This window comes from Reinekea sp. G2M2-21, from assembly GCF_015687175.1.
Classification (GTDB): Bacteria; Pseudomonadota; Gammaproteobacteria; order Pseudomonadales; family Natronospirillaceae; genus Reinekea.
In genome coordinates this window covers 208796-223787 of the sequence record NZ_JADPQG010000001.1, presented here as the reverse complement: position 1 = coordinate 223787, position 14992 = coordinate 208796, and the positions used below count along the sequence as shown (strand labels likewise).

General features: G+C 49.7%; 9 protein-coding genes. 1 reads left to right on the top strand and 8 read right to left on the bottom strand.

Features of this window, described 5'->3' with window-relative positions; all coding sequences use genetic code 11:
• Position 1: 1 nt before the first annotated feature.
• The 8 genes from urtE to IYN85_RS00880 all read right to left on the bottom strand — a co-directional run bounded on the left by urtE (position 2) and on the right by IYN85_RS00880 (position 12319).
• Entirely contained in the window at positions 2-697 is a 696-nt protein-coding gene (gene urtE, locus IYN85_RS00915) for an urea ABC transporter ATP-binding subunit UrtE (protein WP_196156983.1), read from the bottom strand.
• A gap of 1 nt (position 698) precedes the next feature.
• Entirely contained in the window at positions 699-1553 is an 855-nt protein-coding gene (urtD, locus tag IYN85_RS00910) for an urea ABC transporter ATP-binding protein UrtD (RefSeq protein ID WP_196156982.1), read from the bottom strand.
• The gene (gene urtC / locus IYN85_RS00905; protein ID WP_196156981.1) at positions 1553-2710 is read right to left on the bottom strand and encodes an urea ABC transporter permease subunit UrtC; all 1158 of its coding nucleotides are present in this window, start codon (positions 2708-2710) and stop codon (positions 1553-1555) included. The genes urtD and urtC overlap by 1 nt, the downstream gene beginning before the upstream one ends.
• Positions 2707-4317 (bottom strand): urea ABC transporter permease subunit UrtB, encoded by a 1611-nt coding sequence (urtB, locus tag IYN85_RS00900; protein ID WP_230390406.1) that lies wholly within the window; start codon positions 4315-4317, stop codon positions 2707-2709. The genes urtC and urtB overlap by 4 nt, the downstream gene beginning before the upstream one ends.
• Positions 4318-4437: 120 nt before the next feature.
• Positions 4438-5718, bottom strand: a complete 1281-nt coding sequence (urtA, locus tag IYN85_RS00895) for an urea ABC transporter substrate-binding protein (protein WP_196156980.1) — start codon at positions 5716-5718, stop codon at positions 4438-4440.
• Between the two features lie 1212 nt (positions 5719-6930).
• Entirely contained in the window at positions 6931-8958 is a 2028-nt protein-coding gene (locus IYN85_RS00890) for a methyl-accepting chemotaxis protein (protein WP_196156979.1), read from the bottom strand.
• Between the two features lie 131 nt (positions 8959-9089).
• Complete coding sequence (locus IYN85_RS00885; protein WP_196156978.1) at positions 9090-10394, bottom strand: ABC transporter substrate-binding protein; 1305 nt, start codon at positions 10392-10394, stop codon at positions 9090-9092.
• A gap of 20 nt (positions 10395-10414) precedes the next feature.
• Positions 10415-12319, bottom strand: a complete 1905-nt coding sequence (locus IYN85_RS00880; protein WP_196156977.1) for an amylosucrase — start codon at positions 12317-12319, stop codon at positions 10415-10417.
• A 233-nt stretch (positions 12320-12552) separates the two neighbouring features.
• Here IYN85_RS00880 and IYN85_RS00875 point away from each other — a divergent pair, with 233 nt between their 5' ends.
• Complete coding sequence (locus IYN85_RS00875; protein ID WP_196156976.1) at positions 12553-14856, top strand: glycoside hydrolase family 65 protein; 2304 nt, start codon at positions 12553-12555, stop codon at positions 14854-14856.
• Positions 14857-14992: the final 136 nt, after the last annotated feature.

The following is a 14992-nucleotide window of genomic DNA, read 5'->3' as shown; positions in this document are numbered from 1 at the left end:
ATTACACCGCCAGATACTGACGAATCAGTTCGTCATTCAGATTGTCCATCTTGTCACTGGCGACAATTTTGCCTTTTTCCATTAAGCGAAATTCCTTCCCCACGCGGCGGGCGAAACCCAGTTTCTGCTCAATCAGAATAACCGTTAAACCCTCTTCTGCATTGAGTTTGAGAATGACATCGCCGATCTGCTTAACAATATTGGGTTGAATTCCCTCGTTGGGCTCATCGAGAATCAGCACTTTCGGATCTATCACCAGAGCGCGCCCAATGGCTAATTGTTGTTGCTGACCGCCCGACAAATCGCCGCCACGACGGTTCATCATATCGGCGAGCACGGGAAACAGTTCAAATATTTTCTCTGGAATATCTTTGGCTTTGTCGCTGCGAACCGGCAACCCCAAGCGCAGGTTTTCTTCGACGGTCAGCAACGGGAAAATCTCACGCCCTTGGGGTACGTAACCTATACCGGCGGGTGCACGGTATTCGGCTGTTTTGCTGTGCAACGGTTGGCCCTGAAATAAAATCTCCCCGCGCGTTGTAGGTAAAAGCCCCATCAACGTTTTCAGCAAGGTGGTTTTACCGACGCCATTGCGTCCCATAATGCAGGTACAGGAACCTTCTTCAATCTCCAGATTCAAGTCCCACAAAATCTGTGTGCCACCATAGTGTTGGTCAACGTGTTTAATACTGATCATCTCAGGCAGCTCCGGCTTGCTCGGCGTGTTCTTCGCCAAGGTAAACTTCAATGACGTCTTTATTGCGCTGAATATCGTCCATCGACCCTTCAGCCAACACCGAGCCCTGATGCAATACCGTGACTGTACGGGCAATGGAGCGAACAAATTCCATGTCATGTTCAACCACCACCACGGTGTGTTTGCCTGCGAGTGAATTCAACAGCGCGGCGGTTTTTTCGGTTTCTTCGGCGGTCATTCCGGCAACGGGTTCATCCACCAGCAACAACCGAGAATCCGACGCCAACAACATACCGATCTCCAACCATTGCTTCTGGCCGTGTGACAGTGAACCGGCGTCCATCTGTTGCTGTTCGGTCAGCCCGATAATATCCAGCACTTCTGCTATCCGGTCTTTCTGGGTTTGACTCAAACGGGCAAACAGCGTGGGCAACACACCCTTGTTGGTTTTCAGTGACAACTCCAGATTGGTGTAAACCGTGTGCGCTTCAAATACGGTGGGTTTCTGAAACTTTCGGCCTATGCCCATGTGCGCGATGGATGCTTCGTCATGCTCAAGCAGGTTGTGGGTTTGGCCAAACCAAACCGAACCGGAGTCGGGTTTGGTTTTGCCGGTAATGATGTCCATCAGAGTCGTTTTACCGGCGCCGTTTGCACCGATCAAACAACGCAGTTCGCCATCCCGAATATACAAATTGAGATTATTAATCGCTTTAAAACCGTCAAAACTAACGTTCAAATCTTCGACATAGAGAATGACATCCTTTGATACGTCCACATGCACTTCTTTCGGCATCATAAAGTTCCAGACCTGATCACGGCGGAATGTATCTCGAGCGGTTTCCAGCCAATCCATCACGCAGTCTCCTCAGTCAGGTTAGGTTTCGGCTGACCCATCATTTTGTTTTTCACGCTGCCAAAGAAACCAAACAGCCCCTTCGGCAAGAACAAGGTCACGATGACAAACAGCGCCCCCAACGCGAACAACCAGGCATCGGGAAAAATAGCGGTGAGTCGTGTCTTGGCATAGTTCACCAATAGCGCGCCAAGTACAGCACCAATGAGCGTACCGCGACCGCCGATGGCCACCCAGATAACCACTTCAATAGAATTAATGGGCGTGAATTCGCCAGGGTTGATAATGCCGATCTGTGGTACATACAACGCGCCGGCAATGGCGGCGATCACCGCGGAATAAACAAACAACCACACCTTGTAACGTTCGGTGCGGTAACCTAAAAATCGGGATCGGCTTTCGGTATCGCGAACAGCAATAATCACTTTGCCAAAGCGTGATTTCATAATGGCTTGGCTGAGAATTAAGGTTAGCGACAACATCAACGCGGTTATCGAAAATAACGTCACGCGGGTGAGATCACTTTGCAAATTGAAACCAAGAATGTCTTTAAAATCGGTTAATCCGTTGTTACCACCAAAGCCCATTTCGTTGCGGAAAAACGCCAACATCAGTGCGTAGGTCAACGCTTGCGTCATGATCGACAGATACACACCAGTCACGCGGGAACGGAAGGCTAACCAACCAAACACGAATGCCAACAAGCCAGGCACACAGACCGCCATCAACATGGCGAAACCAAAGTTGTCAAAGCCCAACCAATACCAGGGCAATTTTTCCCAGTTCAGAAACACCATAAAGTCCGGCAGGATCGGGTTACCGTAGACACCTCGATCACCAATCTGGCGCATAAGGTAAATGCCCATACCATACCCACCTAGCGCAAAAAAGGCGGCATGACCTAAACTCAGAATGCCGCAATAGCCCCAGACAATATCGACTGCCAGCGCCAGCATGGCGTAGCACAAATATTTGCCTAACAACGTGATGGTGTAAGTCGACACATAAAACATGGACGTTTCCGGTATCAGCAGGTTACCGACACCCGCGAACAAGGTAACCACCAGCAGCAAACCGACAAAGGGCGCCACCACCGCTCCGGGCTCACCAGAACGTTTGAATAATTGCGTATTAAAACGAGATGAAATTGCACTCATTCAGCAGCCCTCCCTTTTTGTGGGAACAACCCTTTAGGACGTTTTTGAATAAACAGAATGATAAAGATCAACACCAGAATACTGGCCAACACGGCACCAGTGATGGGTTCCAACACTTTGTTGGCGATGCCCAAGGTGAAGGCCGCGACCAAGGTTCCGAACAGATTACCCACGCCGCCGAAGACGACCACCATGAACGAATCAATGATGTAACCCTGTCCCAGGTTAGGGCCGACATTGGTCAACTGACTCAAGGCAACGCCCGCAATGCCGGCTATGCCCGACCCCAGACCAAAGGTCATCGCGTCAACGCGAGCCGTTTTTATACCCATGGCTTTCGCCATATTCCGGTTCTGTGATACCGCGCGAACATGCAGTCCCAATGACGTTTTGTTCAGAATGAGCACCAATAGCGCAAACACCACCAGCGCAAAAATAAAAATGTAAAACCGGTTCAATGTAACAAACAGCACCGGATTCAACTCAATGGAACCGCTCATCCAACTGGGCGTATCCACCTGACGATTCAGCGGCGAGAAAACGCTGCGCACCAACTGCTGCAAAATAAGGCTGATACCAAATGTCGCCAGCAAAGTTTCCAGTGGTCGGCCGTGCAGGAATTGAATAACGCCACGTTCTATGATGACCCCCATGAGTCCTGACACCAGAAACGCCGCCGGAATGGCGACCCAGATCGACGCATCAATGTAATTCGGCATCAATAACTGCACGACGTAAGTTGTGTATGCACCCAACATGATCATTTCACCATGGGCCATGTTAATCACGCCCATCACGCCAAACGTAATGGCTAAGCCTATCGACGCCAGCAACAAAACTGAACCCAGACTCAGACCAAAAAAGATTGTATCGACTTTGTTAAAGAAACGGATTTTACCTTCAATACCGTTTAAGGCGACCCGCGCTTCAATCGCCAAACGCGGCTCTTCTACCTGATCGGCAAGTTCAATCATCAGGTTGCGAATAGCCGGTTCCAGACTGTCGGCCAGGAACGTTACGGATGCGATCCGCGCATCGACATCACTACCGTTTTTGGCGTTGTCCATCGCGAGTACAATATCCATCGCACCGCGCACACTGGCATTGGTTTCGGTTTCGCGCAGGCTGGCGATGGTCGCAACCGTATCGCTGTCCATTTTTTTATAGAGCGCTTCCACGGCAGCTTTGCGTTCAGTGGCGTCTTCCGAGGTTAACTGAATGCGCGCAATGGCGCTACGAAGAAAAATCCGCAAGCTGTTGTTGACTTTAATCTTTTCCAAATCAGCTTCCGTTACATCGAGCAGTTCACCCGTCGACAGTGCACGAATCTGTAATTTACCTTTTACCGTGGAATGACTGACCAGCAGGCCGTCGCTCACCCGGTAGTAAAGATCACCGGCCAACATGTGCTCAAACAGTGGCAGTAACAATGGGTGGCCAGTCTGTTCCAGTTGTTCGACCACCGCTTTGGCTTTGCTTAATTTTACGATGGTCAGTTCTTGACTCAGCTCTTCAAAGGACGTTGCCTGAACTAGAGAAACGCTGAAGACCAGTGATAGGGTCATCAGCGTTTTGAAAATTTTGTGTGTCAATGCGTGTCGAAACATGGAGGTCTTCCGGTTCGATAAATTAATAGGTCTTACGGGGAGAGATCCCACCTCAGTGGGATCTTCCAGAGTTGACGCAAGTCCGTTTACGTCACTGTCATTCATCCTTGCCCAACAGGCTTAGTAATTCTGGCCTGAACAAGTTTTGGTGATGGTGTTGTAGTTTCCGCACTTAATCGGGGCTGTCCAATCGGCAATCAGCGGTGCAGAATCTGGCAAGAAGTCAGACCAAGCATCACCGGCCACTTCGCCCTCGGTTTCCCAGACCACTTCGAACTGGCCGTCATCCTGAATTTCGCCAATCAATACTGGCTTAGTCAGGTGATGGTTTTTACCCATGGTGGCTGTTCCGCCCGTCAGGTTAGGAACCGACAAACCAATGATGGCATCACTGACTGCGTCTACGTCAGTCGTACCGGCTTTTTCAACGGCATCAACCCACAATTCGAAACCAATATACGTGGCTTCCATTGGGTCATTGGTCACACGCTCTTCTCCGGCGAAGGCTTTCCACTTAGCGATGAACTCGGCGTTAGCGCTGCTTTCAACCGATTGGAAATAGTTCCAGGCAGCCAAGTGCCCCACTAGCGGCGTGGTATCAAAGCCAGACAGCTCCTCTTCACCGACTGAAAACGCGACAACCGGAATGTCTTCTGCAGAAATACCCTGGTTACCTAACTCTTTGTAGAACGGTACGTTGGCATCACCATTGATGGTAGAAACAACGGCCGTCTTCTTGCCTTCACTGCCAAACTTTTTGATATCGGCGATGATTGACTGCCAATCGGAATGACCGAATGGTGTGTAGTTGATCATGATATCTTCTTCAGCCACCCCTTTGCTTTTCAGGTAAGCTTCGAGAATTTTGTTGGTGGTACGCGGATATACGTAGTCGGTTCCGGCCAACACCCAACGCTCGACTTCAATGTCGTTCATCAGGTAATCCACCGCTGGAATGGCCTGTTGGTTCGGCGCAGCACCGGTGTAAAAAATGTTTTTCGAGCTTTCTTCGCCTTCATACTGAACCGGGTAAAACATCAAACCGTTCAGTTCTTCCAACACAGGCAATACCGACTTACGCGATACCGATGTCCAGCTACCGAAAATAACGTCGACGTTTTCCTGCGTCAGTAATTCCCGTCCTTTTTCGGCAAACAGTGGCCAGTTGGAAGCAGGGTCGACCACTACCGCTTCAAGCTGCTTACCCAGCAAGCCGCCCTTTTTGTTCTGCTCTTCAACCATCATCAGCACGGTGTCTTTCAACGTGGTTTCTGAAATGGCCATAGTGCCCGACAACGAATGCAGTACACCGACCTTAATCGTGTCTGCAGCCCAGGTCGTCACAGCGATACTGGCGGATACGGCCAACGCTGCCCCTTTCATCAAAGTGGTGATTTTCATGGTAATTCTCCGTTCGGTAGCGAAATTGCGAGTGAAGGCTCGCGTTGTTCCAAGAGCAGTTTGGTGACAGCTCAATCGCAACCGATACTAAAGATTCTGAGGAAGACGGGTATACGCAGGATGACGCAGTGGCATACGTCATTTGACGTATTGCACGGACGAGGCGCGTGCGTTAAGACCAGCAGTAAGTTGTTAGATGCTAAAGGACAGCAGAGAATGGCGCTTGCTTTAGAGCATTTGGTATAGATCTGCTGCATGTTCAACAATCCATGACTTGGTTTAACTGGGAGATAGTCGTCGTCAAAGATCGCCATTTCCGGCTCACTTGTTCAAGCATCCCTGCTCGAACAACCCGTGAGGTGTAAATTGCTTCGCGTGGTCGTTTGAAAGGAGGGAAAACCGCAGTAAGAGTCACTTTCTTGATTGATAAAACCAACATCTAAACCTTATGTACCAAGGACCGGCGTAAATAACTGTTTCGTCGCATCTGCTTTAGCTGACATGACAGACACATCGCAACGGATTCAAGGGCATGGATGCCCTTGGAAGCGCCGCGCGTGCAGGGATGCACGCTCAAGCGACCGTTCGAAGAAAGTGTCTGGTATGGCAGAACACCAAAGCGGGCGACATAGGGGGGGTTAAAATCGATTAAAAGCGAAGCCCTAATGGGCTTCGATTCGATTTTAACGACTTCACCTCTGGTGAAGGCCGGATCAAGGGGATCTCCCCTTGGAAAGAAAGATCCTCAGATAGACTTATTCTGCACGAAACAAAATTAAATCGTCTGCCCAGATCAGTCCTTAATCACAATAAACGCGCAATTGAACCATGTCGCCAGGTTTTCGAATATTAAGGCAACTCTGAATAATTGCTATCTACCTCAGCGGGTGAAGAAATGCGTAAAGTTCGAGGCAAGTTCTGCAGGCAATATTCATTTTCTTGGCAAAGAACTTAACAAAGAAATTTGCCATTTCAGCCTCGCCCTCCGGGACCTTCAGATTGATGACTGAGCTTTGTTATGTGTTTTGAAAAGGACTCGCCATTCCCTGCAACACACGCCTCGCTCATACTTCGATCTGATAGGTCTGAGGTGATTTGAATTAATCAGAGTTGTCTTAACTTTAATCGCCAAATAAAGCTCGAGGACTTACCATGAATGGTAGACGTATATCGACTGCCGGCATGATTAACAAACGGACTGATAGCAGAGCATTAGTCCGTTTTGAATTTTTCAGCCAAGCGCGTTTGCTTATTGGTTAATGCCATTAACTGCTCAAAGGAGGTCAGGTTTTGATGGGCCCGTGACGAAACTTGCTCGGATAAATCAGCAATCAGTCCAATCGAGTGCGATACATGTGTGACATTTTCTTGCTGCTCTGAAGTACCAGCGGCAATTTGCGCACTGATATCGGCAATCTGATGAATTTCGACGGACACCTGACTGATCGCTTCACGGGTTTCTGTTGTGTTGGTTACCACATCATCCGACCGGGTCAGGTTACTTGCCATGATGGTAGCCGCTTTGGCGGCGCTGGCCTGCAACGATGAAATCATCGCGTTGATTTCTTCGGTCGATTGCGCAGTCCGGCTGGCCAGGTTCCGCACTTCATCGGCAACCACCGCAAACCCACGACCCTGCTCACCGGCACGAGCAGCTTCAATCGCGGCATTCAACGCCAACAAATTGGTTTGCTCAGCGATTCCCTGAATCACTTCCAGGATTTTGCTGATGTTATCGCTCTCCACCTCGACAGTTTTAACCACACCGGAAGCGTCTGTCAGATCCTGTACCAATGCATTTATGGCGGCTACACTCGCATCCAGTTTCTGATTCCCCTGAGACAACAAACGGCTGACTTCATCAACGCGATGCGAACTGTCTTTCGCGCTGTCGGATATCTGAATGGCGGACTGGTGTAACTCCTCTGCGGCAACTGACACATTGGCAGACTGAGTTCGCTGATCGTCTAACAAGCGGCTGTTTTCCTGTGTGACGTTAGTCACTTCCTGGGTATTTCTTTGCACCGATGCAGCATTTTCTTTTAACTCCGACACAATGGTTTTCACACTGTCCACTAGCGAACGGATACCCAAGGCAATGCGACCGAACTCGTCGCGTCGCGTGACATTTAAACGGGCCGTTAAATCGCCACTGGCAATTTGCTCCAGGGCCACCATGATTTGCGTTAAAGGTTTCTTGATGGCCAACACCGTCGTCATACCGACAATACTGGCAATGACCAGCGCCAATACCGAAACAATGACCAACGTTGTGCGGGCGCTTTGGTTGGTGTTATCGATATTAACCACACTGTCATCAGCGACCGCATTCAGTTGTTCAATCATCACTGTCAGCTCGGCAAGCACATCGTTTACTTGAGTCGCCAAGGTACTCAATTGCTGTGCAGACAAAAACTGCCATTCCAACCGCTGCCGATAGTCATGAATAACACTGGTCTCCGCAACGGAGGCGTCATTAATCAAGGTTACATACGGTAGAAACTTCTCATGCAGCAGTGCATTGTCTTCACTGATGCGCTGCATTCGTGTGTTAACTCGACTGGCATTTTTGGCCATGTCTTCCAGTGCAGAATCTACGTCCTCCAGGGTTGATAACGTCGGTAAAGCATTGAACACGGCTCGCGCTAACGGAATCCGGTCCTGCACATATTTACCGTCTCCTGCGGTACGTGGACTGCCAACTTCACCATTAGCAGGATTATTCAGATTCACCAAAATCCGGTCGATTACTTTGGAATCAGCTTCGTAGTTGTTCCATTGAGCCAAGACATTGGCGTAATTTGTCGAAAACCGAAATTGAGCGGAAAGTAGACTGTTTTTGGTGACAATATGTTGTGCACCGACATCCAGTGCTGCGTTGATATCGATGGCGAGGTTTTGTAGTGACTGGCGATGCTTTGGGCTGAAACTCAACGCTCGGTCCAGTGCGTTTATGTTTACCTGGGTCAGCGCCATAGCCTGCTGAAATTGCTGTTCCCGCAACTGTAATTGAGCATCATCTACAATACTGGCATGCTGCGTGACGGCTCGATTTGCTGTCTGCAAGGCCAACGCTAGTTCATAAGCCTGATTGACCGCCGGTAAAGCCCTGTCCGTCAAGGCGGACAGCTCTGCCTTAACACGGCCCTGATTCACCATGGCCGCTACCGCCAAGAAAACAATCAAAAAGGCAGATATCGCCAGGCCAATAATAATTCTTAATACCACCGTGATTTGCATAAAGACCCACCTGATTTTTTTGCAGTACAACAAGGATCTGTTGAGTGTAGACCCAAAATCCGCTGCTCACTGCGTTTGGTTTTATTGTTTTATCATCGGCTGCTTCGCGCGAAACTGAACCTCCTATTCAATCAGTTATGAACAACTCGCCCCATCGAAACGTGTTCGATTTCATCCGACAACACATCCAATAACTCCGCACCGGTGCCCGCCTCCTGCGCCAGAAAATCGTGAACCTTAACGTAGATTGCTCTTGATGCGTCCTTATAGTCCTTTCCTAATTGGGTCGCAGGGCGGGCGACTGCTGTTTCCAATGTCGTTCCGACGGCATCAAACAGAGGTTGAATATCCGCAGAAGGAATTTGCTGATACAGTGAGTTACGCGTCGGAAAATACCCCAGCGCCAATCGTGTGCGCTGCTCAGCAGTACTCGTCATAAAGTTAACCAAATCCGCTGCCAACTGGGGGTGACGGGTATATTTGGTGACAGCCAACTGCCAACCGCCCAAGGTGCCGGCACCAGCAGTTTGCTCGGTCATGCCAGGCAAGGGCGCAACTCCGATTTTTCCCGCGACCACTGAATCGGACTGTTGAGCCAAGTTCCATGCGTAAGGCCAATTGCGCATAAACACGGCATTACCACCCTGAAATACGGCTCGAGCATCCTCTTCTCGGAACTCAAGGATGGTATCTGGTGTCAATGGACTGCGAACCATCGAACGCATAAAATCAAGCACCCCAGCGGATTTTGGGTGATTTAAATCGACTGTTTTCTGTGGGGAGATCATCGTGCCGCGACCGGCGGCGCCGAGCCACTCGACAAAGTTACAGGTGAGGCCTTCGTAACTGTCTGCCTGGAATACGTAGCCCGTCATCCCAGGGTTATTCACTCGTTGAGCGTCAACGATCTTCTGCGCAATACTTCGTAACTCAGGCCAGGTTTTGGGCACCTCCAAGCCATATTGCTGCAGCAGATCCTTTCGGTAATACAGTAAACCGGTATCGACATACCACGGCATGGCGACCAATCGATCGTCCACTTTGTTGTTGGCAATCAACGCCGGAAAGTGTGCATTGATGTCGGAAAGCGGGATATAGTCGCTCAGGTCGAGCAGATATTTGTGCAATAAGCCCGGCCAAACCACATCGATCTGAAACACATCAACGGTATCGTGCCGTTCGCGCAGCAGCAGTTGATACATAGCCAGGCGATCACTGGAGGAATCCGGCGTATTGATCACACTGACGTCGTGTCCGGTCAGCGCACTCCAACGTTGCACGCTGTCAATACAATACTGACGTTCTTGCCCAACTGCACCGCAGGCTATGGTCAGCGTTTCGGCGACTGCCTGTGCAGACAAGCACAGCCCGAACAGACACAACAGAGACATGAAGTTCTTGGTTTTGGATTGGGTCGTTTTTGTTTTTGTTTTCATCGCTCGCACTCTTTAAATGGTTAAGACTGTGTTGTCAGCCAGTACACCTGATAGGCTGTGAAGTGCAGATCTGCAGCGTGCAGATTGGCACCACTGATCAAATCAGTCATAGGCTGGCCTGCCAATTCATCATCTCCCAGATGATATAAAGTGAACTCATGTTCGCTGTAGTTAGCCAAGACCCAGAGCGCGCTGCCATCGTCATGACGCCGCACAAAACTCAGCACATGCGGGTTCGGTGCGTTCAGAATGTGAGTCGAGGCAGAGCCAAATGCCGAGTGTTGGGTACGCAGTTCAATCAACCGCTTTAACTCCGCAAAAATTTTCCCGTTGACCGTATCCGGCTGTTGGACAGCAGAGAAATCAGCTTCAGTTAAGTGTTTTCGGTTGACCCAACGGGCATCGTCGCGTTTATCTGCGTCATCTAAGTACGCGAAATCGTTCAACACACCTTGTTCATCGCCCTGATACAGCAAAGGTATGCCACCTAGACTGAGATTGACGGCGTTCAACAAGGCTATCCGGCTTAAGGCATGCTCAAGATAGAGATCATTGTGCTGTTGCAGCGCCTGTTCGACACCAGTCAGACTGGCGAGCGTACCGCACACGCGACAATCGCCATTGACGGGATTTTCCTGAAACGGCACCCCACTGGCAAAACTGCCTGGAAATTGCCCGGTATAGAACTGATTCAGAAACCGCCGATGATCACCGCCATTGATACCCAGACTGTTCGACAGTGCATCATCCCAGGTCCAACCGATGTCATCGTGACATCGAATGTAATTCACCCAGGCGCAATTCGCCGCAATGTTAAAGCTCTTCTGCAGGGAACGAGTCAACAACGCCGTGTGGCGGGTCGCCAATGCTTCCCATTGCAACGCCATCGCCAGCGGATTGTAAGAGAGTTCGCATTCATCGCGGTCGATGTATTCCAACACCTGATCCGGATGCACAATGGCTTCGCTCTTGAATAACACTTGTGGTGCGGCGATACGCAAACAGCTGTTAAACGCCCGAATTAAGGTGTGCGCTTTAGGAAGGTTTTCACAAACGGTCCCCTTTTCTTTCCAGATAAACGCTAACGCATCCAGACGCAAAACGTCGCAACCTAAACCCGCGAGAAACAACATTTCATCGACGACGGAGACAAACACATCAGGGTTGCTGTAGTTCAGGTCCCACTGAAAGGAATTGAAGGTTGTCCAGACCCACTGCCGCTGTTGTTCAAGGTAGGTGAAGCTGCCACGCCGAACCTGCGGAAAAATTTCACGCACGGTTTCGTTGTACGCTTTCACCTCATTTTCGTTGTCGAAGAAGTAATAAAACTCTTGAAACCGCTGCTCACCAGACAGAGCTTTTTGCGCCCACTCGTGTTCGTCTGAGGTGTGATTAAACACAAAATCCAGCACCAATTTAATGCCATGTTCATGCAATGCATCCGCCAAAGCAGACAGATCGGCCACGGTACCTAGCTTGCTGTTCACCACCCGGTAGTCACTGACGGCGTACCCACCATCGCTGTTGCCTGCTGGCGCTTTATAAAGCGGCATAAGATGCAGATAGTTGACACCTAACGACGTTAAATAGGGGATTTTTCTCATCAAACCGGAGAGGTCATCCGCAAACAGATCCACATAAAGCGCCATGCCCACCATCTTTTCACTGCGGTACCACAATTCTTGAGCGTCTTGCTCTACCGCTGTTTGCCGAAAAGCATCCGCCAGATGCTGACACAATTTGGTCAAGTAATAAAAAAGATCGTAATGATGACCATAAAGTGGCAACAACTGCTGGAAAAGCCGTGGAAAGTAGGCGTCATAGCGCTGCTTAAACCGTGCAATGTCCGTTTTCTTCCATTTCACGAAGCGCAAACCGGACCAGACCCGTTCCAAGGTTTGTTGAGTTTCATAGTCGATGTTCATACTTATCATCTTAATCGTTTAAGTTTGAACGATTCTAGTTAATAGATCCGGAAATTTCCAGCGCAAAAGCACAATATAACCAAGGGGTATAAAAATGCCTCAAACCACCTAATATGACTTATATGAGTTGTTCAAAGCGATCAATAGTTAAACTTTATAAGGAAAAACTGGACTTTAACCGATAACGAATTAGAATCTTAATCGTTTTAGTTAATTCTGACAGGACCCCCCTCATGAACCAAACTCCACAAGCAGACCCTTGGTGCTATCGCGAACACAGCTTCAGGGCTGCTGACGCAGCTTATAAAGAAAGCCTGTTTGCCGTGGGCAATGGCTACCTGGGCATACGAGGATACTTTGATGAAGGCTACCCAGACGGCACACCAAACACATCGGCCGCCTGCTTTCTCAATGGGGTCTATGAATCATTGCCGATTGAGTACGATGAGTCTGCTTATGGCTTCGCAAAGAATTGCCACCGCATTATTCCGGTACCACGGCAGTATTTTGAAATTGAATTGAACGGCGTGCGCTTTACCTTCGCACCAGAGCAGGTCACTGACTACCAACGCGAACTGAACTTTCAGACAGGGGCTTATACACGCACCCTTACGTGGCAATGCCCGACCGGCGAAGCGTTGGAAATCAGCTTCCAACGAGCTGCATCGCATCTGGATGAATCTGCCGCAAGAGCCCAGCTCACAATCCGGCCTTTGAATTTCCACGGAACAGTAACGGTCCGGAGCGTCCTCGATCCATCCAACAGCTCGTTAAACGATGTGGATGACCCACGAAAAGGTGGAACCATTCCCGCTGAAAACTGGCTACGACAAGCGGAGCATCACGCAAGCGACGGTAGTTACTATCACTACCGTACACGCAACAGCGGCATTGATGTTGTCGCGTTTATGACGACCCAAACAGATGCGGCCGAAATTACCTCGGAGCACAGCGAGCAGCGCTCAGCACATCAGGTGTCATTGAACGTGAGCGAAGGTAAACTCAGCCGAGTCATCAGCACGGTCAGTTACACCGACTCACGTAAGCACGCTGGGGACGAACTGCTTAATAATGCACGGCGCAGTGCTCAGCAACTGGCGCAACTGACTCATGACGAATTCTTAACCGCACAGTCTAAAGCTCTGCGTGACTTCTGGTCGACGGCGGACATCCAAATTGACTCCGATGATGGTGCCCAGTACGCCACACGTTTTTCCCTGTTTCACCTTTTTCAATCCACCGGACGAGACGGGCTTAGCAGTATCGCCGCCAAGGGTTTAACCGGAGCCGGATACGACGGCCACTATTTTTGGGATTCTGAAACCTATATTTTCCCTTTTTGGTTGTTCAGCCACCCGGATATGGCAAAAAGTTTGCTGCAATATCGCGTCAGCACGCTCGCCTCTGCGAAACAACGGGCGCGTGAAATGGGGCATTCCAAAGGCGCTCTTTTCGCCTGGCGCACCATTGGCGGTGAAGAATGCTCATCCTATTTCCCGGCTGGCACGGCGCAATACCACATCAACGCTGACATCGCTTATGCCAGTAAAAGTTACTTTCAGGCCACGGGAGATTACGCCTTTTTAAAGGAAGGACTAGCGGAACTGGTTCTGGAGACAGCCCGCATCTGGCTCGACTTAGGTCACAGTGGTGAAGATGGACATTTCCGGATATTTTCGGTTACCGGACCCGACGAATACACGGCGGTCGTTAATAATAATTTTTACACCAATAAAATGGCACAGGAGCATCTGCGCTGGGCCTGCGAGCTTGCCCAAATATTGCTCAGCGAACAACCGGCTTTTGCCCACGAATTAATGATGCGTATCAACCTCCAGGAAACGGAAATCATCCACTGGCAACAAGCAGCCAACACCATGTACCTGCCGTATGACAACGACAAACAAATCTATGCGCAAGACGACAGTTTTCTGCAAAAACCAAGGTGGGATTTTAAAAACACGCCAACGGAAAAATACCCGCTACTGTTGCACTTTCATCCACTGGTCATTTACCGACACCAGGTATTGAAGCAAGCGGACACCCTTCTCGCGTTGCTGTTAGCGGGTGATGACATTGACCCGGATACCAAAAAACGGTGTTTTGATTATTACGAACCGATTAACACGCATGACTCAACCTTATCGACTTGTGTACATGGCGTCATTGCCAACGAAATTGGTTATGCAGAGAAAGCGTACGACTACTACCGCACCACCATGCACCTCGACCTGGAAGATACTCACCACAACACCTATTACGGTGTGCACACAGCAGCGATGGGTGGCATTTGGATGGGCGCAGTACAAGGGTTTGCCGGTCTTCGATATGCCTCGGGACAGCTCAGCTTCCGCCCTTCGTTGCCTGCAGCCTGGCGCTCGCTGTCGTTCAAGGTGAGTTATCAGGGACGAGTAATAGCCATCACGCTCGATCACCAGGAGGCATCTTTTGAGCTGTGTTCAGGTGAGGCGTTAACAGTACTGCTTAACGGCAAACCGCTACATGTTGAACAGAGTTTAAAGACAGCGAGTCTATAATATGCAAAGGAATGCGCGAAAAACACGGAAAAAGATTCCTGCGAAAACAGTGAAGAAACCGATCGAACTTCCGGCGAAGAGTTTTCGCCGTCCGGCTAATTCACCATTTAAAATTTCCATGTATTTTGCGTTACGT